This window comes from Methylobacterium sp. WSM2598, from assembly GCF_000379105.1.
Taxonomy (GTDB): domain Bacteria; phylum Pseudomonadota; class Alphaproteobacteria; order Rhizobiales; family Beijerinckiaceae; genus Methylobacterium.
Window position 1 is genome coordinate 1759548 of sequence record NZ_KB900609.1, and the last position, 21250, is coordinate 1780797.

The 21250-nt window shown below is 72.5% G+C and carries 18 protein-coding genes; 2 read left to right on the forward strand and 16 right to left on the reverse strand.

The features are described 5' to 3' along the window. Nucleotides 1-56 precede the first annotated feature (56 nt). From MET2598_RS0108205 to MET2598_RS0108260, 12 genes are all read right to left on the reverse strand, one after another. Entirely contained in the window at nucleotides 57-692 is a 636-nt protein-coding gene (locus MET2598_RS0108205) for a hypothetical protein (protein WP_018260489.1), read from the reverse strand. 20 nt (nucleotides 693-712) lie between these two features. Continuing rightward, the gene (locus MET2598_RS0108210) at nucleotides 713-925 is read right to left on the reverse strand and encodes a hypothetical protein (RefSeq protein WP_012332900.1); all 213 of its coding nucleotides are present in this window, start codon (nucleotides 923-925) and stop codon (nucleotides 713-715) included. Nucleotides 926-1049: 124 nt separating this feature from the next. Further along, nucleotides 1050-2069, reverse strand: coding sequence for a formate dehydrogenase subunit gamma (locus tag MET2598_RS0108215; protein ID WP_018260490.1), 1020 nt, complete (start codon nucleotides 2067-2069; stop codon nucleotides 1050-1052). 23 nt (nucleotides 2070-2092) lie between these two features. Further along, nucleotides 2093-2689, reverse strand: coding sequence for a formate dehydrogenase FDH3 subunit beta (gene fdh3B, locus MET2598_RS0108220; RefSeq protein WP_012332898.1), 597 nt, complete (start codon nucleotides 2687-2689; stop codon nucleotides 2093-2095). An 18-nt stretch (nucleotides 2690-2707) separates the two neighbouring features. After that, the gene (locus MET2598_RS0108225; protein WP_018260492.1) at nucleotides 2708-5671 is read right to left on the reverse strand and encodes a formate dehydrogenase subunit alpha; all 2964 of its coding nucleotides are present in this window, start codon (nucleotides 5669-5671) and stop codon (nucleotides 2708-2710) included. A 7-nt stretch (nucleotides 5672-5678) separates the two neighbouring features. After that, entirely contained in the window at nucleotides 5679-5897 is a 219-nt protein-coding gene (locus tag MET2598_RS0108230) for a formate dehydrogenase (protein WP_018260493.1), read from the reverse strand. 29 nt (nucleotides 5898-5926) lie between these two features. Further along, complete coding sequence (locus MET2598_RS0108235) at nucleotides 5927-6574, reverse strand: TorD/DmsD family molecular chaperone (RefSeq protein WP_442918990.1); 648 nt, start codon at nucleotides 6572-6574, stop codon at nucleotides 5927-5929. A gap of 90 nt (nucleotides 6575-6664) precedes the next feature. Then, nucleotides 6665-7366: a DUF3306 domain-containing protein gene (locus MET2598_RS0108240; RefSeq protein ID WP_018260495.1), complete on the reverse strand. Its 702-nt coding sequence runs from the start codon at nucleotides 7364-7366 to the stop codon at nucleotides 6665-6667. Next, nucleotides 7363-7890, reverse strand: coding sequence for a DUF3305 domain-containing protein (locus tag MET2598_RS0108245; RefSeq protein ID WP_012332893.1), 528 nt, complete (start codon nucleotides 7888-7890; stop codon nucleotides 7363-7365). The genes MET2598_RS0108240 and MET2598_RS0108245 overlap by 4 nt, the downstream gene beginning before the upstream one ends. Continuing rightward, nucleotides 7887-8906 (reverse strand): DUF6352 family protein, encoded by a 1020-nt coding sequence (locus tag MET2598_RS0108250; protein WP_018260496.1) that lies wholly within the window; start codon nucleotides 8904-8906, stop codon nucleotides 7887-7889. The genes MET2598_RS0108245 and MET2598_RS0108250 overlap by 4 nt, the downstream gene beginning before the upstream one ends. Continuing rightward, on the reverse strand, nucleotides 8903-9466 hold the full coding sequence (locus tag MET2598_RS0108255; protein ID WP_012332891.1) for a DUF6505 family protein: 564 nt from the start codon (nucleotides 9464-9466) through the stop codon (nucleotides 8903-8905). Before MET2598_RS0108255 ends, MET2598_RS0108250 begins: the two co-directional genes overlap by 4 nt. Then, on the reverse strand, nucleotides 9463-10218 hold the full coding sequence (locus tag MET2598_RS0108260) for a biotin/lipoate--protein ligase family protein (RefSeq protein WP_018260497.1): 756 nt from the start codon (nucleotides 10216-10218) through the stop codon (nucleotides 9463-9465). The genes MET2598_RS0108255 and MET2598_RS0108260 overlap by 4 nt, the downstream gene beginning before the upstream one ends. A gap of 145 nt (nucleotides 10219-10363) precedes the next feature. On the opposite strand from MET2598_RS0108260, the gene MET2598_RS0108265 reads away from it, so the two are divergent. Beyond that, complete coding sequence (locus MET2598_RS0108265; RefSeq protein WP_018260498.1) at nucleotides 10364-12376, forward strand: 4Fe-4S binding protein; 2013 nt, start codon at nucleotides 10364-10366, stop codon at nucleotides 12374-12376. A gap of 131 nt (nucleotides 12377-12507) precedes the next feature. Here the strand turns inward: MET2598_RS0108265 and glgA are convergent, their stop codons facing one another. Together glgA and MET2598_RS0108275 are read right to left on the reverse strand one after the other, a co-directional pair. After that, nucleotides 12508-14037, reverse strand: coding sequence for a glycogen synthase GlgA (glgA, locus tag MET2598_RS0108270; protein ID WP_012332888.1), 1530 nt, complete (start codon nucleotides 14035-14037; stop codon nucleotides 12508-12510). Nucleotides 14038-14264: 227 nt separating this feature from the next. After that, nucleotides 14265-15872: an alpha-amylase family glycosyl hydrolase gene (locus MET2598_RS0108275; RefSeq protein WP_018260500.1), complete on the reverse strand. Its 1608-nt coding sequence runs from the start codon at nucleotides 15870-15872 to the stop codon at nucleotides 14265-14267. 519 nt (nucleotides 15873-16391) lie between these two features. Here MET2598_RS0108275 and MET2598_RS0108280 point away from each other — a divergent pair. Continuing rightward, nucleotides 16392-18914 carry a glycogen/starch/alpha-glucan phosphorylase gene (locus tag MET2598_RS0108280; protein ID WP_018260501.1) on the forward strand — a complete coding sequence of 841 codons (2523 nt, stop codon included), beginning with the start codon at nucleotides 16392-16394 and terminating at the stop codon, nucleotides 18912-18914. A gap of 174 nt (nucleotides 18915-19088) precedes the next feature. Here the strand turns inward: MET2598_RS0108280 and MET2598_RS0108285 are convergent, their stop codons facing one another. Both MET2598_RS0108285 and MET2598_RS0108290 read right to left on the reverse strand, forming a co-directional pair. Continuing rightward, the gene (locus MET2598_RS0108285) at nucleotides 19089-20102 is read right to left on the reverse strand and encodes a peptidoglycan -binding protein (RefSeq protein ID WP_018260502.1); all 1014 of its coding nucleotides are present in this window, start codon (nucleotides 20100-20102) and stop codon (nucleotides 19089-19091) included. A gap of 19 nt (nucleotides 20103-20121) precedes the next feature. Beyond that, complete coding sequence (locus MET2598_RS0108290; RefSeq protein WP_012332884.1) at nucleotides 20122-21108, reverse strand: MotA/TolQ/ExbB proton channel family protein; 987 nt, start codon at nucleotides 21106-21108, stop codon at nucleotides 20122-20124. Between the last annotated feature and the right edge of the window lie 142 nt (nucleotides 21109-21250).

A 21250-nucleotide genomic window follows, 5' to 3' on the forward strand; every position in this document is an offset into this window, starting at 1 on the left:
CATCCTGGACGGGACGCGGCCGACGATGGCGCGCCGCACTGGCCGCGCGCGGGCGCTCACGGGTTGCCGGCGAAGAACTTCGGGTCGAGCGCCGCGAGGGCGAGGAGCGGGGCCGGCATCACCACCCCGGCACGGCGCATCGCCTGCGCGGCGGAGCGGCAGGCGCCCACGTCCCTGCTCGCCGCCGCGGCGTCGACCTGCTCGATCATCGCGGGCGTCGGTTTGCCGGCCGGCGGCGGCGCCTGGTTGCTCGTCGGCGCGGCGGCGTTCTGGGTCTGACCCTGCGGGCCTGCGGCGCCCGGCCCGCTATTCGGGACCGGGCCGCTGAGGCCCGATTTCTGCTGCGTCTCGCCGGCCGCGTTCGAGGGCAGGGGCGCCTGTCCGCCCTGGTTGGGCGCCTGGACGGCCACGTTCGACGGCTGGGACTGCCCGGCGGGCTGCGGCTGGCCCGCGGCCTGCGGCGCCTGTCCCGCCTGCGGCGCCTGTCCCGCCTGCCCTGCCTGCGGCGCCTGCCCCGCCTGCGGCTGGCCCGCCGGCGGCGGGGGCGGGGCGGGCGGATGCACGAAGGCGACGAGTTCCTGGCAGAGGTCCTTCGGCCCGCGCGCGGAGGCCCCGTCGCTCTGGGCGAGGGACGCCGCCGGCAGCAGCAGGCAGGACGCGGCGAGCGCCGCGCGCAGCAGGGAATGCGCCATGGGGTGGTCTGCGCCTCGCGTCACGATCCCGCCTCCAGGTGCTTGTGGCCCGGCGCCGAATCCTTGGGGTCGCCGGTCCAGTTCGGGCCGACGAGGTTGGTTCCCGGGTTCGAGACCCGCGCCCCCGAGGTCGCGAAGGCCTGGTAGGCGTATTCCTGGTTCGCGGTCAGCACGAAGGCCGCCCCCGCCGCCAGCGCAACGGCCACGATCACGGCCACCACGAAGGCTTTCATCGCACCTCTCTCCCGCGTCTCGCCTCGCGAGCGCCGTGGCCGCATCGGTTCGCGCGGCCGCGGCCCCCGCCGTCCGATCCCTCGCGCACCCGGGCGCCGGAGGCGGCGCTCCGGCGCGCGGGCGCTATTCCGCCGGCACCTGCCCGCGGCCGAGCTGAGGCCCGTCCGCGTTCTTGGCGAGCTGCTCCTTGACCCAGAGGTCGTGGTGCACCCGCGCCCAGGCGATATCGACCTCGCCGCTGCCCATGGCGTCGTAGGCGCCCTCCATCCCGAGCGAGCCGATGTAGATGTGGGCCAGGATGCCGGCGACGAAGACGACGCCGATCAGCGAGTGCACCACCTGCATCACCTGCATCCCGTTGATGTCGGTGAGCGCGAAGGGAAACAGCATCATCAGCCCGGTGGCGCCCATGGCGGTGCCGAAGCCGACCACCATCCAGAAGACCAGCTTCTGGCCGGCATTGAAGCGCTCGGCGTGGGGATGCGCGTCGCTCAGGAAGCCGCCGCCCTTCTTCAGCCACTCGATGTCGATGCGGTTGGGGATGTTGTCGCGCACCCACAGCACGGCCATGAACAGCACGCCGAGCATGAACGGCCAGGCCAGGAAGACGTGCGCGTACTTCGCCCATTGCGACAGGGCCGCGAAGGCGTCGGGCCCGATCAGCGGCATCAGCAGGCGCTTGCCGAAGATGTAGTTCAACCCCGACAGCCCCAGCAGGATGAAGCAGAACGCCGTCATCCAGTGCGAGAAGCGCTCGAACACGTTGAAGCGCAGCAGCTTGCGGCCGGATTCCTCGGTGTGGTCGAGTCGGATGCGCCCGCGGGTGAAGTAGAACAGGGCGAGCGCCGCCACCATGCCGAGGATGACCAATCCCCCGACCCAGGGCATCCAGGATTCGTGGAACCTCCGCCACTCGCGCCCTTGCGGCTGGATCAGGTTCGCGGCCTTCTGGTCGGGAATCGAGATGCGCCCGCCGATCTTGGGGGCCTGCCGGAACAGCAGGTCCTCGTTGACCGAGGAGGTGGTGGGGTTCGGGGCGCCGTCCGGGGCGTCGACCGCGCGGGCCGGGCCGGCCAGACCGACGACCGCCCAGATCAGGGCGGCCATCACCAGGATCCCGAGATGCGTCAGACCTCGCCGCATGGCGCCTTCCTTCCGTTCAGGCATCAGATCGCGACGGTCTCGCGGTAGGCCGTCTTCCAGCCCCAGGCCCCCGAGCCGTAGCCCCGCTTGATCACCCGCTCCTTGTAGATCTGGGCGATCATCTCGCCGTCGCCGGCGAGCAGGGCCTTGGTCGAGCACATCTCGGCGCAGAGCGGCAGCTTGCCCTCGGCCAGGCGGTTCGAGCCGTACTTCTCGTACTCGACCGTCGAGAGGTCGGGCTCCGGGCCGCCCGAGCAGTAGGTGCACTTGTCCATCTTGCCGCGGGAGCCGAAGTTCCCGACGCGCGGATATTGCGGCGCCCCGAACGGGCAGGCGTAGAAGCAGTAGCCGCAGCCGATGCAGAGGTCCTTGGAGTGCAGCACGACCGCGTCCGCCGTCGTGTAGAAGCAGTTGACCGGGCAGACGGCCGCGCAGGGCGCGTCCGTGCAGTGCATGCAGGCCATCGACACCGAGCGCTCGCCCGGCTTGCCGTCGTTGAGCGTGATCACCCGGCGCCGGTTGATGCCCCAGGGCACCTCGTGCTCGTTCTTGCAGGCGGTGACGCAGGCGTTGCACTCGATGCAGCGGTCGGCGTCGCAGAGGAACTTCATTCGCGCCATGGTCTTGGCCTCACATCCTTACGCGGCCTGGATCTGGCAGAGGGTGACCTTGGTCTCCTGCATCCCCGTGACGGGGTCGAAGCCGTAGGTCGTGACCGTGTTGACGCTCTCGCCCAGCACCACGGGGTCGGTGCCCTTCGGGTAGAAGGCGCGCATGTCCTTGCCCTGGTACCAGCCCGAGAAGTGGAACGGCATCCAGGCCACGCCCTTCGCCACCCGGTCGGTCACCAGCGCCTTCACCTTGGTCTTGGCGCCGTTCTCCGGGCCGTAGACCCAGACGAACTGCCCGTCCCTGATGCCGCGCTCGGCCGCGTCCTGCGTGTTCACCTCCACGAACATGTCCTGCTGCAACTCGGCGAGCCAGGGGTTCGAGCGCGTCTCCTCGCCGCCGCCCTCGTACTCGACGAGGCGGCCCGACGACAGGATGATCGGGAAGTCCCTGGCGATGGCCCGGTCCACCGCCGCCTTCTGGACCGAGAAGCCGAGGTTCGGCATGCGGAACTGGCGCTCGTCGGGCCGGGTCGGGTACTTGGCGACGAGGTCGGGCCGGGGCGAGTAGATCGGCTCCCGGTGCACCGGCACCGGGTCGGGCAGGTTCCAGGCATTCGCCCTCGCCTTGCCATTGCCGAAGGGCGTGACGCCGTGCTCCAGGCAGACCCGCTGGATGCCGCCCGACAGGTCGGTGGCCCAGCTCACCGCGTCGATGTTATTGCCGCCGATCCGGGTGATGACGGCCATCTCCTCGGGCGTCAGGTCCCTGTCCCAGCCGAGCTTCTTGAAGACACCCATGGTGAATTCGGGGTAGCCGTCTGTCAGGTCGGAGCCGACGGAGAAGGAATCCTCGGCCAGCAGGGTCTGGCCGTTGCGCTCGGTGCCGAACCGCGCCCGGAAGGTGCCGCCGCCGTCCTTCACGTGCAGGGCCGTGTTGTAGAGGATGTGCGTGCCGGGATGGCGGATCTCCGGCTTGCCCCAGCACGGCCAGGGCAGGCCGTAATAGTCGCCGCCGACCTCCGGATCGTCCTTGGGCGCGCGCAGCGTCACGAGATCGAACTTGTGCTGGTTGCGCATGTGCGCCTTCAGGCGCTCCGGGCTCTGCCCGCAATAGCCCGTCGACCAGCCGCCGCGGTTGATCTCCCGCAGCAGGTCCTCCGCCTCCGGCACGCCGTCCGTTACCTTGATGTTCTTGAACATCCGGTCGGCGAAGCCGAGCTTGGCGGCGAGCCGGTAGATCACCTCGTAGTCGTTCTTCGATTCGAAGGCGGGCTTCACGATCTGCTCGCCCCATTGCAGCGAGCGGTTCGAGGCCGTGCGCGACCCGTCCATCTCCAGCGAGGTGCAGATCGGCAAGAGGTAGGTGTTGTCCCGCCGCGCGTCGAGCGCCGCGAAGGTGGTCGGGTGCGGGTCGGCCACGACCAGGAGGTCGAGGGCGCTCATGCCCTTCACGGCCTCGGGCAGGCGCGTCACGGTGTTGCCGCCGTGGCCGAACACCATCATGGCCCGCAGGGGCGCCCGCTGGTCGACCTGGTCGGCCGGCAAGGTGACGGCGTCGAACCAGCGCGTCGAGGTGATCCCGGGCGCCTCCATGTTCTCCTTGCGCGAGCGCGCCTTGCGCCCGGCCAGCGTCGGCACCTCGTCGAAGCGCGATTGCAGCCACTCGTACTCGACGTCCCAGACCCGGGCCCAGTGCCGCCAGCCGCCCTCGACGAGCCCGTAATAGAGCGGCAGCGTCGTCACATCGAGGCCGAGATCGGTCGCGCCCTGGACGTTGGTGTGCCCGCGGAAGATGTTGGCGCCCGTGCCGGGCTTGCCGACGTTGCCGGTCGCGAGGCACAGGATGCAGAAGGCCCGCACGTTGGCGGTGCCGACCGTGTGCTGGGTCGCGCCCATGCACCAGATCAGGGTCGCGGGCTTCTCCTTGGCGAAGAGTTCGGCCACGCGCCGCAGCTGCTCGCCCGGCACGCCGGAGACCCGCTCGACCTCCTCGGGGGTCCACTTGGCGACCTCCTTGCGGACATCCTCCATGGCGTAGACGCGGCTGCGGATGAACTCCTTGTCCTCCCAGCCGTTCTGGAAGATGTGCCAGAGCATGCCCCAGATCACCGGGATGTCGGTGCCCGAGCGCAGGCGGACGTACTCGGTGGCGTGGGCGGCCGTGCGGGTGAAGCGCGGGTCGATGACGATCAGGTTCGCCCGGTTGATCTCCTTGCCCGAGAGCACGTGCTGCATCGAGATCGGATGCGCCTCGGCCGGGTTGCCGCCCATGATGATCATGGTCTTGGCGTTGCGGATATCGTTGTAGGAATTGGTCTGGGCGCCGTAGCCCCAGGTGTTGGCGACGCCCGCCACGGTGGTCGAGTGGCAAATCCGGGCCTGATGGTCGACGTTGTTGGTGCCCCAGAACGCCCCGAACTTGCGGAACAGGTAGGACGCCTCATTCGTGAACTTGGCCGAGCCGAGCCAGTAGACCGAATCCGCGCCGCTCTTCTCGCGGATGGCGAGGAGCTTGGCGCCGATCTCGTCGATCGCCTGCTCCCAGGAGATCCGCTTCCACTCGCCGTTCTCAAGCTTGATCGGGTATTTCAGGCGGCGCTCGCCGTGCACCAGTTCGCGGATCGCCGCGCCCTTGGCGCAGTGGGTGCCGCGGTTGATCGGGCTCGCCCAGGAGGGTTCCTGGCCGACCCAGACCCCGTTCACCACCTCGGCCGTTACCGTGCAGCCGACCGAGCAATGCGTGCAGATGTTCTTGCGGATCGTCACCTCGGGCCCGCTCACCGCCGAGCCGGCGGCCCGGGCGGGACGCACGGCGCCGAGCCGGAGGCTCCCGGCGGCCGCGAGTCCGCCCGCGGCGAGCCCGGAGCGGCGCAGGAAGCTGCGGCGATCCAGGGTCTCCGGCAGAGCACCTGCGGCCAGGGAATGATGGGCGCCGGCGGCCGGGGAGGGGGCCGCGCGGCCCGCGGCGCCGTCTCTGCGCTTCTTCAGCATCGCGCCCTCACTTCTTCAGGGTCTCGTAGCCGTTGGTCCGGTAGAAGGCCTTCACGTGGTCCGTCTCCCGGTAGCGTGCGCGGGTCTCCTCCGAGCCCGGATCGTAGGCCTTGGCCTCCCCGGTCGAGAGCGGCGAGACCAGGGCCGCGGCCGCGGCCGCGGTGCCACCGCCGAGCGCGCGAAAGAATTGCCTGCGGCCAAGCTGGTCATTCCTGTCCGATTTCATGTCCCGCTCCTCGGTTGCGGTGACCGGCCTCACGCGTCGATGGCGAAGGCAGCGGTCTCGATCTCGATGAAACTCCGCCCGAGCGCTCCGACCGCCCGGTAGAGGGGCGTCGCCGCCTCGGTCTCGATGTCCTCGAAGAGGCGGCGCGCCCAGGGTTTCAGGTGGCGCTCGAAGAAGAGCTGCTCGCTTGGCGATTCCGCCCCGAAGCGCCGCTCCGCCAGCGCGGCCATCACCTCGAGGAGAATCGCGATGTGGTCCTCGGGTTCGCTCACCCGCGGGTCGCGCTCGATGCCGAGCCGCGCCAGATCCTCGCGCAGCCGGGCCAGCGGGCGCTCGTTGAGGAAGCCGGTGAGGTAATAGGAGGCGTAGGGCAGGATCTTGCCGCGCCCGACGCCGATGAAGAGCTCGAAATAGTCGCGTTCCACGGCGCGAAGGTCGGCCTCGGCGGCCGCATCCGCCAGGGCGGCGTGCGCCTGCCCGAGCGGCGTATCGTTGCCGCTCACCCCGCGCAGCGCCTCGATGAGGCCCGCATCCGGCGCTTGGCCCAGGATCGCCGCGAGCCCGCCGTAGAGGCGCGCGCGCAACACGTCGATCTCGTCGACATTCGGGTCCTGATCCGCCACCAGCGCGTCCACACCGAGGGCTCGGTCCACTTCGACGTGCCCGACCCCTCGCATCTCCACCCTCGCCTCGCGGTCGATCCGCCGCGTTTTGCAATTTGCACCATATACCGTGGCGGCCGCGCCGCAATCCTACTTTTTAATGCCTCAAAGCGGCATCGCGCCGCCGTGGCGGCGGGCGCGGCGCCGCTTCGCGGCGTTTTCCGGGGCTTCCGGGCGGATCTGCGCCGGCTCGGCCGCGTGGCGGGGCGGGGCGTCCGGGCCGGTCTCGGCCGCATCCGGGGCCTCCTCCCGCCCGGCCTCCTCCCGCCTGGCCTCCTCCCGCGCGGCCTCCTCCCGCGCGAGCTCGAGAGCGGGCGGGGCTTGGGGGCCGGGGAGCGCCGGGGTGACGACGCTCTCGCGCCCGGATGGCCCATCCGCGGGGTCGTGCCCGGGCGCGGCTCGGGCGGGCTCCCCCGCGATCACGCGCTCGACCATCGCGGCGACGTCGTCGGTCGGCAGGAGCGGCCCGGCGCCCGGGACGTCGCCCGGGACGTTCCAGTCCCAGGCGTATTCGCGGGCCTCGCTCACGAAGTCGCGGATGGCGGGGTCGAGGGACCACATCCGCCGCAGCGCCGCGTTGCGCAGCGCCCTCGGCACGCCCGCCCGCAGGAACTGCGCGAGGTCGGTCTGCGGGGTCAGCGCGTCGAGGGAGGGCAGCCTCGCCAGCTCCTCGGGCGGCAGCTCCGGCTCGGCCGCGTCCGGCCCTGGCGGGGGCGCGGTCTCGCCCGCGCGGTCCGGGGTCTCCCGCACCGGGCGCGCGCCGTCGCGCTTGAGGCGCGACCACCGCGACAGGAAATCCCCGCTCACCGCTCGTCGTCCCGGCGCCGCCCCTGGCGGGCGAGCGCCTCCGGGTCGGCGCGGTCGCGCTTGCGCTTCTCGAACGGGCGCTCGACGTGGTGGGCCGCGTAGTAGGCCGCGAGCCAGGCCTGCATCTCGGGCGGCATCGGCACCGCCTCGACGATCTCGCCGATCCCCTCCGCCAGCGCCTCGCCCTCGTAGGGATCCGCCGTCACCGTGGCGATCTCGTAGGTCTCCGGGCCGACCGGGCGCAGCGCGATCCACAGCGAGGGCTGCGCGGAGGCGAGGTTGTCGCCGTAATGGGCGGTCTCGGCCGGGTGCAGCGCGACCGTGACGCTGCCGGCGTAGAAGGTCTCCTCCGCCTCGCTCGCGCCGAGGCGGGTCCAGGGCGGCGTCTCCGGCCGGCCCGGGAGGGCGGCGACGGGGAGCCAGGCATGGCTCGCCCAGGGCCCCTTGAGGCGGCGCTTGGCGACGATCACCCCGACCTCGTAGCGGGGCGCGACGCCCGCGCGGCGCGGATCCGCCTCGCTCACAGGGGTTCTCCGACGAGCGGGAGGCCGGCGATCAGGTTCTGGGGCTTCACGGTGACGCGGCGATCCGGATTCATGGCGAGCAGGAGGTAGACCGGCTGGTCTCCCAGCCGTGGGTCGAGGCCGGCCGTCTCCGCGAAGGCGAGCGTGAACAGGGCGAGCACCCGGGCGCGGGTCTCCTCGGGCAGGGCCTCGCCGCGCCAGAGCGCGTTGCCGATCCGGGTCGCCTCCGCGTCGAGGCCGACGAACCAGCGCCAGTCCCGGTCCTCGATCCGGGCGACCGGCGCCACGCTCACCCGGCGGTGCAGGAGGTGGCGGATCCAGGCCTCGATCACCCGGGCGAGCCCCTCGCGGCTGCGCGGATCGGAGCCGAGATTGAGCGCCATCGTGAAGGCGTCCGAGCGGCTCCAGTAGGTCCAGGCCGTCTCGGGCGTCAGCACGTCGAGGTCGCCGATCGGCTCGCGGCCCAGCATGGCGACGAGGGGCGAGGGCCGGGCGCGGCCCTCCTCCAGGTCGACCAGCTCGGCATCCGCCAGGAGCAGCGCGCCTTCCGTCGCCGAGACCGCCTGCACCGAGACCGCCTGCGGACGGAAGAACAGCTCGCCCGCCCGCAGCACGTAGGGGTCCTGGCAGCCGTCGAGGGCGTTGCGCAGGATGAGGTGGACGAGCTGGTTGAGGAAGAGCGGCGGCGTCCCCCCGCCGCCCCGGCGCACGAGGTCGAGATACGCGTCCTCGACCGAACGGGCCGCCAGCAGCCGGTCGCGGAAGGCGAGCACGACCTGCCAATTCTCGCGCGCGTCGGCATCCGCGACGGCGGCGACCTCCTCCGGCGCCACGGCGCGGCGCGGCGCGGCCCGCAGGCGCGCGTGCAGCGCCCGCTCGGCTGCGCAGGCCTCCGGCGGGGGCACGAGTTCCGGCCGCGCCAGGTAGGCGAGGAGCAGCTCGTCCGTCACCGCGAGCCCGCCGCCCTCCTGGCGCCGGGCGAGGTGGTGGCCGCTCGAGACCCAGAATTCCGTCACGGCGCCCGGCTCCCCATCAGGCCGACGAGGTCGACCGCCTCCTCGGGCTCGTCGTCGGTCTCGGCGAAGTCGAAGGCGCGCGCGTAGGCGTGGCGGCGGTCGGCGCCCGGCACGGCCCCCTCGCGGGGGCGCAGCACCCGGTACTGCTCGCGGATCTCCCCGGCCTCGACGGCGCGGTGGAGCGCCAGAACGGAATTCACCGGAGGCTGGCAGAGGGCGGCGGCGGCGGCGATCTCCTCGGCCGCGGCCTCCCGCGCGGCGGCGAGGCTCGGGGCGCCGAGCCGCGCGTGGATCTGGGCCGCGAGCGCCTCGGTGGCGGCCTCCCGCTCGGCCTCGCTCGCCTCGCTGACCACCACGAGGGTCGAGAAGCCGAACGAGGCGATGCCGAGGAAGCCGGAGCGGAAGGCGATCCGCGCCTTGGGCGCCAGGGCGGCCGGATCGGCGTCGAGGAACAGGAAGGAGCCGGTCACCGCCCATTCGCCGGGTTCGGCGGCCCGCGCGAAGACGAGCGTGTCGGAGGCGTCGAGGCGCAGCGTGCGGGGCAGCTTCAGGCGGGTCACAGGCGCGGTGCTCCGGTCGCCGGATCGAGCCAGGCGGGCGCGCGCAGCGCCTCCCCGAGCGGCCGCGGGCGCGTCCCCTCCGGGCCGACCGCCAGGGCGTCGCCGTGCCCGTCGATGGTGAGGCGCTCGCCCGGCGGCTCGGCCAGGACGGCGCGGTAGCGCGCGAGGGCGAAGGCGAAGCCGTCCTCCTCCAGGTCGGAGAGGCCCTTCATCAGGTACTGGGCGAAGCTCTCGACGATCGGCCCGGCGGTCTCGGGCGCGAACCCCTCCTCCTCCAGCGAGGTCGAGTCCGGCGTGAGGCCGGGATCGCCGGCGTGACGCTTCGAGGCGATCAGCATGCAGGAGAAGACGAGCCAGTCCGGTACCTCGTCCTCGCCGCAGGCCTCCGGCCAGGCGAGGCGCCCGCCGCCGAGGCGCGCCCCGTCGAAGCGCAGGGTCAGCGGCCACTCGACCGCGACCGGCTTGTCGGGAGGGGCGTGGCTGCCGAGCGCGTCGGCGAGCGCGCCCATCCCGATCAGCGCCGCGCGGCGGGCGAGGCGGAGGGGCTCCTCGGGGGCGAGCACGACCGCCGCCTCGATCACGCGCTCCCCGGCCGAGAGGATGAGGGTGCCGGCCGCGTCCGCGTCCGCGGCCCGGCGGCAGGCCTCGGCCTGCGCCGATCCGGGCGGATCGAGCGTGACCAGGGTGAAGGGCGGCGGCAGCATCAGGCCGGTCGCGAGGGGCTGCGGCGTGGCGGAGTGGGCGGCGGACATGGCGGAGAACCCCCGCGGCGGAGAACCCCCGCGCGCCGGAACAACCCTGCGCGCACGTGTCGGGTCGCACTTTTCAACGCCTCCTATATAGGGGCGGGACGGCCTGCAAGAGGCCCGAATTCCAGTCGAGGCCGAGGACAACACCGTGCCGGATCGCGTCGTGATTGCCTGTTCCTGCGAGGGGACCATCCCGCTCGACGCGGAGGCGATCGGCCGCGGCTGCGGCGGCCGGGTCGAGACCGGCGAGGCGCTCTGCACCCGCGAGCTCGACCGCGCGCGGCGGCTCCTCGCCTCCGGCGATCCGGTGACCCTGGCCTGCACCCTGCAGGCCCCGCTCTTCGACGAACTGGTCGAGGAGGTCGGGGCGCAGGACCGCGTCGCCTACGCCAATATCCGCGAGGCGGCGGGCTGGTCCGCCGAGGGCGCCGCGGCCGGCCCCAAGATGGCGGCGCTCCTCGCCGCCGCCGCGGAGCCGATGCCGCCCGCGCCCGTGGTGAGCTTCGAGAGCCGGGGCGTGGCGCTCGTCTACGGGCGGGACGAGACCGCGATCGAGGTCGGGCGCCGCCTCGCCGATCACCTCGACGTCACGGTGCTGCTGACCCGGCCCGGCGACGTGGTGCCCCCGCGCGGGGCGGAGTTCCCGGTCCTCAAGGGCACGATCCGCCGGGCCGGCGGGCATCTCGGCGCCTTCACGCTCGGCATCGACGCCTACGCCCTGCCGCGCCCCTCCTCGCGGGAGCGCCTCCTGTTCGGGGAAGGCCACGACGGCGCGACCTCGACCTGCGACATCGTGATCGACGTCTCGGGGGAGGCGCCGCTCTTCCCGGCCCACGCCCTGCGCAGCGGCTACCTGCGGGCGGATCCCCGCGACCCGGCGGCCGTGGCCGCGGTCTTGTTCGAGGCCTCGCACCTCGTCGGCACCTTCGACAAGACCCGCTTCATCGCCTTCAAGGACGGGCTCTGCGCGCATGCGCGCTCGCGCATCACCGGCTGCAGCCGCTGCCTCGACGTCTGCCCGACCGGGGCGATCGCGCCGGCCGGCGACCACGTGGCGGTCGATCCCTTCGTGTGCGCGGGCTGCGGATCCTGCGCCTCGGTCTGCCCGACCGGCGCGGCCGCCGCCACGCTCCCGCCCGCCGACGCGCTGCTGCGGCGCCTTCGCCGCCTCCTGCGCGCCTACGCGGCGGCGGGCGGGGAGGGCGCCGTGGTGCTCCTCCACGACGGCGATCACGGCGAGGCGCTGATCGACGCGCTCGCCCGCTTCGGCGCCGGCCTGCCGGCCCACGTCCTGCCGGTCAGGGTCAACGAGGTGACTCAGGCCGGGCTCGACCTGCTCACCGGCGCCTTCGCCTTCGGGGCGACCGGGGTGCGGCTCCTGGCGCGGGCGCGGCCGAAGCACGACCTGACCCCGCTCCGGGGCGTCCTGGCGCGGGCCGACGCGATCCTGCAGGCGCTGGGCTACGGCCCCGCGGACGGCGCCCCGGTCGTGTCGCTGATCGAGACCGACGACCCGGACGCGCTCGGGGCGGCGCTGGCGGCGGGCCCCCGCGGCACCGCGACGGCCGCGCCGGCGGGCTTCGTGCCGGAGGGGGAGGCGCGCGAGGTGCTGCGGCTCACCCTTCGCGAATTGCACCACGCGGCGCCGCGCCCGGTCGACCGGATCCCCCTCGATCCCGGGGCGCCCTTCGGCGGGCTCGACTTCCGCACCGAGGCCTGCACGCTCTGCCACGCCTGCGTGGGCGCCTGCCCGACCGGCGCGCTCAGCGACGATCCGGACCGTCCGCTCCTGAGCTTCTCGGAGAGCCTCTGCGTGCAGTGCGGCCTCTGCGCCGCGACCTGCCCGGAAGACGTCATCACCCTGGAGCCGCGGCTCGACTTCGCGGCCTGGGCGGCGCCGCGCCGCGTCCTCAAGGAGGAGGAGCCGTTCGCCTGCGTGGCCTGCGCCAAGCCGTTCGGCACCCGCAGCACGGTCGAGCGGATCATCGGGCGGCTGCAGGACAAGCACTGGATGTTCGCCGGGACGGCCGGCCAGGACCGCCTGCGCGCGCTGATGATGTGCGAGACCTGCCGGGTCTCCCACGTGCTCGCCGAGGGCTTCGACCCCCACGCCGCCCCGCCGCCGCGGATGACCGAGGATTACCTGCGCGAGCGGGGCTGAGGCCCGGAGGCGGAGGATGATCCGGGATCCGCTTGATCAAGCGGATCCCGGATCATCGCGCGCGCGTGAGGGCCGGACATCGGGAGGCGTTCGATCTCTCGGGGCGAGGACGGGCCCGGAGGATCCGGCCCTCACGCCGCCCGCGGGCGCAGCATCTCGACGCCGTTGCCCATGGTGCGGGCGTAGAGGCCGCTGTAGCTCAGCGCCGCCTTGTCCCAGCCGAAGGTGCGGGCCATCGCGGTGCGCCGCATCGTGTTGAGGTGGCGCTTCGACGCGAAGGTGTCGAGGGCGCGGCGGATCGCGCCGGTGAGGCCCTTCAGCGTCGCCTCGCCGAACAGGAAGCCCGTGACCCCGTCCTCCACCGTGTCGGCGAGGCCGCCGACCCGGCGCGCGATCGGCAGCGAGCCGAAGCGCTGCGCGTACATCTGGGCCAGCCCGCAGGGCTCGAAGCGCGACGGCATCAGCAGGAAGTCGCTGCCCGCGAACATCCGGTGCGCGTCGGTCTCGTCGAAGCCGATCCGCACGCCCACCGCCCCCGGGTGACGGCGCGCGAGGTCCATGAAGGCGCTCTCGAAGCGCGGCTCGCCCTGGCCGGTGACGACGAGCTGGCCGCCCTCCGCCACGATCGCTTCCGCCGCCGCGAGCGTGAGGTCGACACCCTTCTGGTGGACGAGCCGCGACACGATCGCGAAGAGCGGGCCGCGCGAGACGCCGAGCCCGAAGCGCTCGCGCACCGCGTCGGCGTTCGCGCGCTTGCCCTTCCAGTCATCCGCCTCGAAGGCGGTGGCGAGATGGGGGTCCGTCCGCGGATCCCAGATCTCGTCGATCCCGTTGAGGATTCCGGTGAGGCGGCCCTGGCCGGCCCGGGTGCGCAGCAGCCCGTCGAGGCCGCAGCCGAATTCCGGCGAGGTGATCTCCTGCGCGTAGGTCTCGCTCACCGTCGTCACGTGCGAGGCGTAGAACAGCCCCGCTTTCAGGAAGGAGAGCTTGCCGTAGAACTCGACGCCGTCGATCTGGAAGGCGCCCTCCGGCACGCCGAGCCGGGCGAGATTCTCCCGCGGGAACAGACCCTGATAGGCGAGGTTGTGCACGGTGAGGATGCTCGGCACCCGCAGGCCCTGCCAGGCCAGGTAGGCGGGGGCGAGCGCCGTCTGCCAGTCGTTGAGGTGGAGGAGGTCGGCCTGCCAGTCCGGATCGGCACCCTTCGCGAGTTCCACGGCGGCGAGGCTGAGGCGCGCGAAGCGCAGGTCGTTGTCGGCGAAGTCGCCGCCCTGGTCGCCGTAGGGCGAGCCCGCCCGGTCGTAGAGCTCGGCGTTGAGCAGCACGTAGACCGGCATGCCGTCCCCGGTCTCGACGAGGCCGAGCGCCGAGGGCGCGAGCCCGTCCCGGCCCGGCAGCTGGGCGACGACCGGGATGTCGGCGTAGCGGTCGACGACCTGGCGGTAGCCCGGGATCAGGATGCGCACGTCGTAGTGCTGGCGCAGCGCCCGCGGCAGCGCCGCCGCCACCTCGCCGAGGCCACCGGTCTTCAGGAAATCCGCCATCTCGGGCGTGGCGAAGAGGATGCGCTGGCGCAGCGAGCCGGGGCTGCGGAGGAAGGGGGATGGTGACGACGGGACCGGCGCAGGGGAAACGGAGCGCGCGCACGCCGAGCCGATCATCGAGAATGCCCCCACGCCGCGGGCCGCAAGGATGCTGGCGGACGTCGCCACGGCGCCTGTGTTTGGCCGGCAACGCGCGCTTGCGCGTCCGGTTCCGCCGCGTTGCACAATATCGCATCGCAGCAGGGATTCAAGCGTAAATCGCGCGATATCGTGCGAAACCGAGAGTTTCTGACCCGCGTGGCAGAGCTTCGACGGAATTTCCGCGAAGTTTCACTTAAGTGAAGCTAGACATTTTCGGGTGAAAGCGGCTCCCTCAGGAGGACGAGGGCCTCGTCTCCCGCGAGTGCGAGATGGCCGTCGGCCGGCCTCTCGGCGATGCGGCTGCCCGAACTCGACAGCAGGACGCGCCAGGCGTGATCCGGCGGCAGCGGCACGGTGCAAGGGGCGTGCCCGAAATTCAGGAGGATGTGCAGGACCTCGTCCCCGTGCGCGCGCTCGTAGACGAGGACGTCCCGCGCGACAAAGACCGCCCGGTAGAGGCCGAGGCTCAGGGCGGCGTGCTCGCGCCGCAGGGCCAGGAGGCGGCGGTAGAGGGTGAGGATCGAGCCGGGATCGTCGCGCAGCACCTCGACGTTGCAGGTCGCGGCCCCGGGATCGAGCGGCAGCCACGGCTCGGCGCTGGAGAACCCCGCCCGGGGCGTGCGGTCCCACTGCATCGGCGTGCGCGCCGGGTCGCGGCCGCGGCCGGGCTCGTTGCGCTCCCAGGGGTCGCGGGCCCGCCCGGGCGGGATCGGCACGCGGGCGAGCCCGATCTCGTCGCCGTAATAGAGCGTCGGCGTGCCCCGCAGGGTGAGGAGCAGCACCGCGGCGACCCGGGCCTGCGCGGCCCCGACGCGGGCGGCGATGCGCGGCTGGTCGTGGTTGCCGAGCACCCAGTTCGGCCAGCCGCCCTCCGGCAGGGCCGCCTCGTACTCGGCGACGAGCGCGGCGATCGTCTCGGCGTGCCAGCGGGCCTGGATCAACTGAAAGTTGAACGGCAGGTGCGCGCCGGACAGGTCGACGCCGTAATAGGCCATCAGCCGCTCCAGCGGCAGATAGATCTCGCCGATCAGCACCCGCTCGTCGTAGCCGTCGAGCACCGCGCGCATCTCGGCGACGACCTCCATCACCTCCGGCTGGTCGGCGGAGTAGAGGGGCGTGAGGCTGTTGATCTCGGCGTCGCCCGGGACGTAGTCGGGGTTCGGCGGGTTGTCCCGCAGCGCGGCGTCCTTGATCAGGTGCCAGATCACGTCGACCCGGAACCCGTCGACGCCGCGGTCGAGCCAGAAGCGCAGCACGTCCAGCATGGCCCGGCGCACCTCCGGGTTGCGCCAGTTGAGGTCGGGCTGCTCCTTCAGGAAGGCGTGGTAGTAGGACTGACCGGTGGCCGGGTCGAGGGTCCAGGCCGGCCCGCCGAAATTGCTCACCCAGTTGTTGGGGGGCGCGCCGTCGGGCTTCGGGTCGCGCCAGATGTACCAGTCGCGCCGCGCGTTGTCGCGGGAGGCGCGGCTCTCGCGGAACCACGGATGCGCGATCGAGGTGTGGTTGGGCACGAAATCCATGATCACCCGCAGGCGGCGCCGGTGCGCCTCGGCGACGAGCGCGTCGAAATCCGCGAGCGTGCCGAAGAGCGGGTCGATGTCGCAGTAATCGGAGACGTCGTAGCCGTAATCGGCCATCGGCGAGCGGCAGACCGGCGAGAGCCAGAGCGCGTCGACCCCGAGCCAGGCGAGGTAGTCGAGCCGGGCGGTGATGCCCTTGAGGTCGCCGACCCCGTCGCCGTTCGCGTCCTGGAAGGAGCGGGGATAGATTTGGTAGACCGTCCCGGCCTTCCACCAGAGTTCACCGGGCATCGCTCGCCTCCGTGCGCGTCGCGGGTTCAGGGGCGGGGCCGCGTCCGGGCGCGGCGCGCGGGCGGGCTTGCGCGCGGCGCCCGGTCAAGCAAATCGAAACCATGCAAACCGAAAGGGCGGCGGCGGTTCCCGCGCCGCGGCAGGCTAGCCGCCCCCCGTGACGGTTCGCCGACGCTCCCCGCGACCCCGGGGCGTGAGGAACCGCACCGCGGCCACGGCGTTCGTGGGCGATGATCCGCCCTGACTCTGCGGGAAACCCGTCCGAACGGCACGGCTTCCGGGGCGTCGCGACCGTTCATGACGCCTTCAGCCCGCCTCGGCCACAGTCGCGTCGGGTTTCGGTGCCACGTGTCGCGACGGCCACACGCCGGGAGACTTGTCGTCAAGCGCTCCGGCCGTCTCGACATGATGAAAAAGACGTCACACGATGAAGCAGTTCGGCCGATGATCTGCTGCCCGCAACGCGACCAAGAGCGCGGGGCAGAGAAGAGGATCGTCGGCGCTGAAGGGGGTTCCGAGGTGCTGAACGAAGCTCTACTGGCCGGTGATCGGCGACCAGAGACCGCCCCTGCGGCCGAGCCGCAGCTGTTCTGGCGGCCGCCGGCCGCGAGCCCTCCGTCCAGCGCGGACGATGTCTCGCTCCTGCGCGATGCAATTCTGGGCAAGCTCGCCTACGCGCTCGGCAGGTCGCCCGCGACCGCCCGCGACCGCGACTGGTTCGTCGCGACCGCGCTCGCCCTGCGCGACCGGGTCGTGGATGCCTGCCTGGCCTCGGACAGCCCGGCGGTGCCGCCCAAGCGCGTGCACTACCTGTCGCTCGAGTTCCTGATCGGGCGGCTCCTCTCCGACGTGATGGGCAATCTCGGCCTGACCGGGACGGCGCGGGCGGCCCTGGCCTCGCTCGGCGTCGATCTCGACGCGGTGGCGGGCGCCGAGCCCGACGCGGCGCTCGGCAACGGGGGCCTGGGCCGGCTCGCCGCCTGCTTCATGGAGAGCATGGCGAGCCTCGCGATTCCGACCTACGGCTACGGCATCCGCTACGACCACGGCCTGTTCCGTCAGCTGATCGAGGACGGCGTCCAGCGCGAGGTGCCCGAGACCTGGCTCGCCGAGGGCAATCCCTGGGAGTTCGAGCGGCCCGACGCGGCCTGCCAGGTCGGGTTCGGCGGCGATGTCGCCATGACGGTGCTGCCGGACGGCGCGATCCGCCGCGTCTGGCGCCCGGCCGAGATCGTGCGGGCCGTGCCCTTCGACACGCCGGTGGTCGGATTCCGGGGCAGGCACGTCAACGTGCTGCGCCTGTGGCAGGCGCGGGCCGCCGAGCCCGTCGACCTCGCCCGCTTCAACGGCGGCGACCATGTCGGGGCGATGGCCGAGCGCGACCGGGTCGAGGCGATCTCCCGGGTGCTCTACCCGAGCGACGGCACGCCGGCCGGGCAGGAGCTGCGCCTGCGCCAGGAATTCTTCTTCACCTCGGCCTCGCTGCAGGACCTCGTGCGCCGCCACGTCGTCGAGCGTGGCGACCTGAGCACGCTGCCCGACCACGCGGCGATCCAGCTCAACGACACCCATCCGGCCATCGCGGTGCCGGAGCTGATGCGGCTCCTCGTGGACGAGCACGGCCTGTCCTGGGAGGATGCGTGGCACGTCACCACGCACACCCTCGGCTACACGAACCACACGCTCCTGCCCGAGGCGCTGGAGACCTGGCCGGTCGAGCTGATGGAGCGGCTGCTGCCGCGCCACATGCAGATCATCTACCTGATCAACTGGATGCACCTGGAGGAGCTCTCCAAGCACGGCCGGGTCGATGCGGGCCAGCTCGCCGAGGTCTCGCTGATCGAGGAGACGCACGGCAAGCGCGTGCGCATGGGCCACCTCGCCTTCCTGGGCGCGCGCCGGGTGAACGGCGTCTCCGCCCTGCACACGGAGCTGATGCGCAGGACGGTCTTCGCGCCCCTCCACGCCCTCGACACCGACAAGATCGTCAACAAGACGAACGGCATCACCTTCCGGCGCTGGCTCCACAACGCCAATCCGGGCCTGACCGCGCTCGCCGCGGAGGTGGTGGGCGAGGCGCTCCTCGACGATCCGACCGCCCTCGCCGGGCTCGCCGCGGTCGCCGACGATGCCGGTTTCCAGGCGCGCTACGCCGCCGTGCGGCGCGAGCGCAAGGAGGCCCTGGCCCGGGTCGTGAGGGAGCGCACCGGCATCGCCCTCGATCCGGCCGCCCTGTTCGACGTCCAGATCAAGCGCATCCACGAGTACAAGCGCCAGCTCCTCAACATCCTGGAGACGGTGGCGCTCTACCAGGCGATCCTCGCCGAGCCGGGGCGCGACTGGCCGGCCCGGGTGAAGCTCTTCGGCGGCAAGGCGGCGCCGAGCTACAGCCAAGCCAAGCTGATCATCCGGCTTGCCTGCGACGTGGCCAAGCGCGTCAACGCCGATCCGGCGGTGGCGGGCCGGCTGCAGGTCGCCTTCCTGCCGAACTACTCGGTCAGCCTCGCCGAGGCGATCATCCCGGCGGCCGACCTCTCCGAGCAGATCTCGACGGCGGGGCTCGAAGCCTCCGGCACCGGCAACATGAAGCTCGCGCTCAACGGCGCGCTGACGATCGGCACCCTCGACGGCGCCAACATCGAGATCAGGGAGCATGTCGGGGCCGAGAACATCTTCATCTTCGGCCTCGACGCGGCCGGGGTGCGGGCCACCAAGGCGCAGGGCGGCCACGCGGCGCGGGCGATCGCGGCCTCGCCGCGGCTGGCGGCCGCCCTCGACCTCGTCGCCTCCGGGGGCTTCTCGCCCGAGGAGCCGGGCCGGTTCAGGCCGCTCGTGGACGAACTCGCCGGCCCGGACCGCTACCTGCTGACCGCCGATTTCGACGATTACTGGCGGGTCCAGCGCGCGGTCGACGCCGCGTGGCGCGATCCGCGCGGCTGGTGGCGGGCGGCGATCCTCAACACCGCCCGAACGGCGTGGTTCTCCTCGGACCGCACCATGCGGGAATACGCCGAGGACATCTGGCGGCTGCGGGTCGGCTAGGCATCATGCGCCGAAGCGGCCATCGGTTCGGCGGCGAACCGAAGCACCGCGTCAGCGAAAACGATGCACGAAGGACAGTGAAGCAGAGTTGCCCGGCGCAACTCCGCCGGGGATCCGGCCGGAGAACCCGACGGGGCGTGCCCCGGCCTCACCCGGCGATGTCCTGCCCGCCGCTCAGCGCTCGGTGAGCTTCAGCTCGATGCGCCGGTTGCGGGCGTAGGCCTCCTCGGTCGCGCCGGTGTCGAGGGGCTGGAACTCGCCGAAGGCGCCCGCGAGCAGGCGCTGGGGCGGGATCCCCCGTCCCACCATGTACTGCACCACCGCGATCGACCGGGCCGCCGACAGCGCCCAGTTCGACGGGAAGGTCGCCGAGCTGATCGGCCGCGCATCGGTGTGGCCGTCCACCCGCAGCACCCACGGGATGTCGGGCGGGATCTGCCGGCCGAGTTCGATGATCGCCGCGGCGATGCGGTCGAGCTCCGCCCCGGCCTCGGGCCGCAGCGTGGCCTGACCGGCCGCGAACAGCACCTCCGATTGCAGCACGAAGCGGTCGCCCACGATGCGGATGTCGGAGCGGTTGCCGAGGATCTGCCGCAGGCGCCCGAAAAAGTCCGAGCGGTAGCGGGCCAGTTCCTGCACCCGCTGGGCCAGGGCCACGTTCAGGCGGCTGCCGAGATCGGCGATCCGGGCCTGGCTCTCCCGGTCCCGGGTCTCCGAGGCGGCGAGCGCGTCCTCCAGCGCCGCGAGCTGCTGGCGCATCGCCGCGATCTGCTGGTTCAGGAGCTCGACCTGCGACAGGGCCCGGTTGGTCGCGCCCTTCTCCGCCTCGAGCTGGCGCCCGAGATCGCTCGCCTTGCCCTGCGCGCCCTGGTCGGCCGACAGCGCGTCCTGCAGGCGCCGCCGCTCCGTCTCCGATTCCTGCAGGTTGGCCCGGAGCGAGGCGGCCGTCTCCTCCAGGGTGCGCCGCCCGGAGCGTTCGAGGGCGAGGAGGTCGGTCAGTTCGGCGATCTGCCGGTTGAGCCGGCCCAGCACCGTGTCGCGCCCGGAGATTTCCTGCGACAGGAAGAACTGCCCGGTGACGAAGATCGTCAGCAGGAACACCACCGAGAGCAGCAAGGTCGTCAGCGCGTCGACGTAGCCCGGCCAGACGTTGAGGGCGCGCTCGCGGCGCAGGAGGCGGCCGGCCATCAGATCCCGTCCCGGCGCGTCATCCCACGCGCTCCCGGCCCAGGCGGTCGAGCACCTGCTTGAGTTCGCGCTCGCGGCTCGCCTGGGCCTCGACCCAGTCGCGGATCATCTGCTGCTCGGCGCGCATGTGCTGGACGAGGCCCTGGATGCCCTCGGCGAGGTTCGCCATCGCCTGGGTGCTGGCGCGGCTGTTGCCCGTGCTGTCGCCGACCAGGGCGGAGAGGCGGGTCACCGCCTCGGCGAGGTCGCGCAGGGACGCCTCGGAGCTGCGGTTCGGCGCCTGCGGCGCGCCGGCCGCCTCCGGGCCGGCGCGGGCGACCAGCCAATCCTCCAGCTCGTTGTAGAAGCGCGTATGCGCCTGGCCCGCCTGGAGGTCGAGGAACCCGATGGTGAGCGAGCCGGCGAGGCCGAACAGGGAGGCCGAGAAGGCGAGCCCGATGCCGGAGAGCGGCACCGCGAGCCCGCTCTTCAGCTCGTCGAACATCACGGCGGCGTCGCCCCCGCCGGCGCGCATCGAGCGGATCACGTTGCCGACCGCCGAGAGCGTGTCGATGAGGCCCCAGAAGGTGCCGAGCAGGCCGAGCAGGATCAGGATGCCGGCGATGTAGCGCAGAGCCTCGCGGCCCTCGTCGAGGCGCGAGGCCACGGTGTCGAGGAGCGGGCGGAACCCCGCGGCGGGCACGGACTCGCCCGCGGCGGCGTCGCGGATCACGGGGGCGAGCGGGGCGATCACCCGCGGCTCGCCCGGATTCGTCTCCCGCATCGCCGTGCGATTGACGAAGCGGATCTCGCGGAACAGGCGCCGCACCTGCCCGAAGGCGAGCAGGATCGCGATGAACAGGACGCCCAGGATCAGGCCGTTGAGCCCGGGATTGGCCAGGAAGGCCGGCACGATCTGGCGGTAGAGCACGAAGGCGAGGAAACCGACCAGGATCAGGAACACCGCCATGCGGACGAGGAAGATCCGGGGCGATGTCAGGGGAGGGGACGCAGCACTCGCCGCCATCGCGTGGTTCGTCTCAGCTCGCGTGGGCCGCGGCGGGACTCGCCGCGCGGATCGGTCTCCGGCCCCGACCGATCCCGGGGGAAACCGGCGGCACTGTGCCGATTGGCCGGCCCGGGATCAAGCCGGCGCGGCTTCGGCCGGA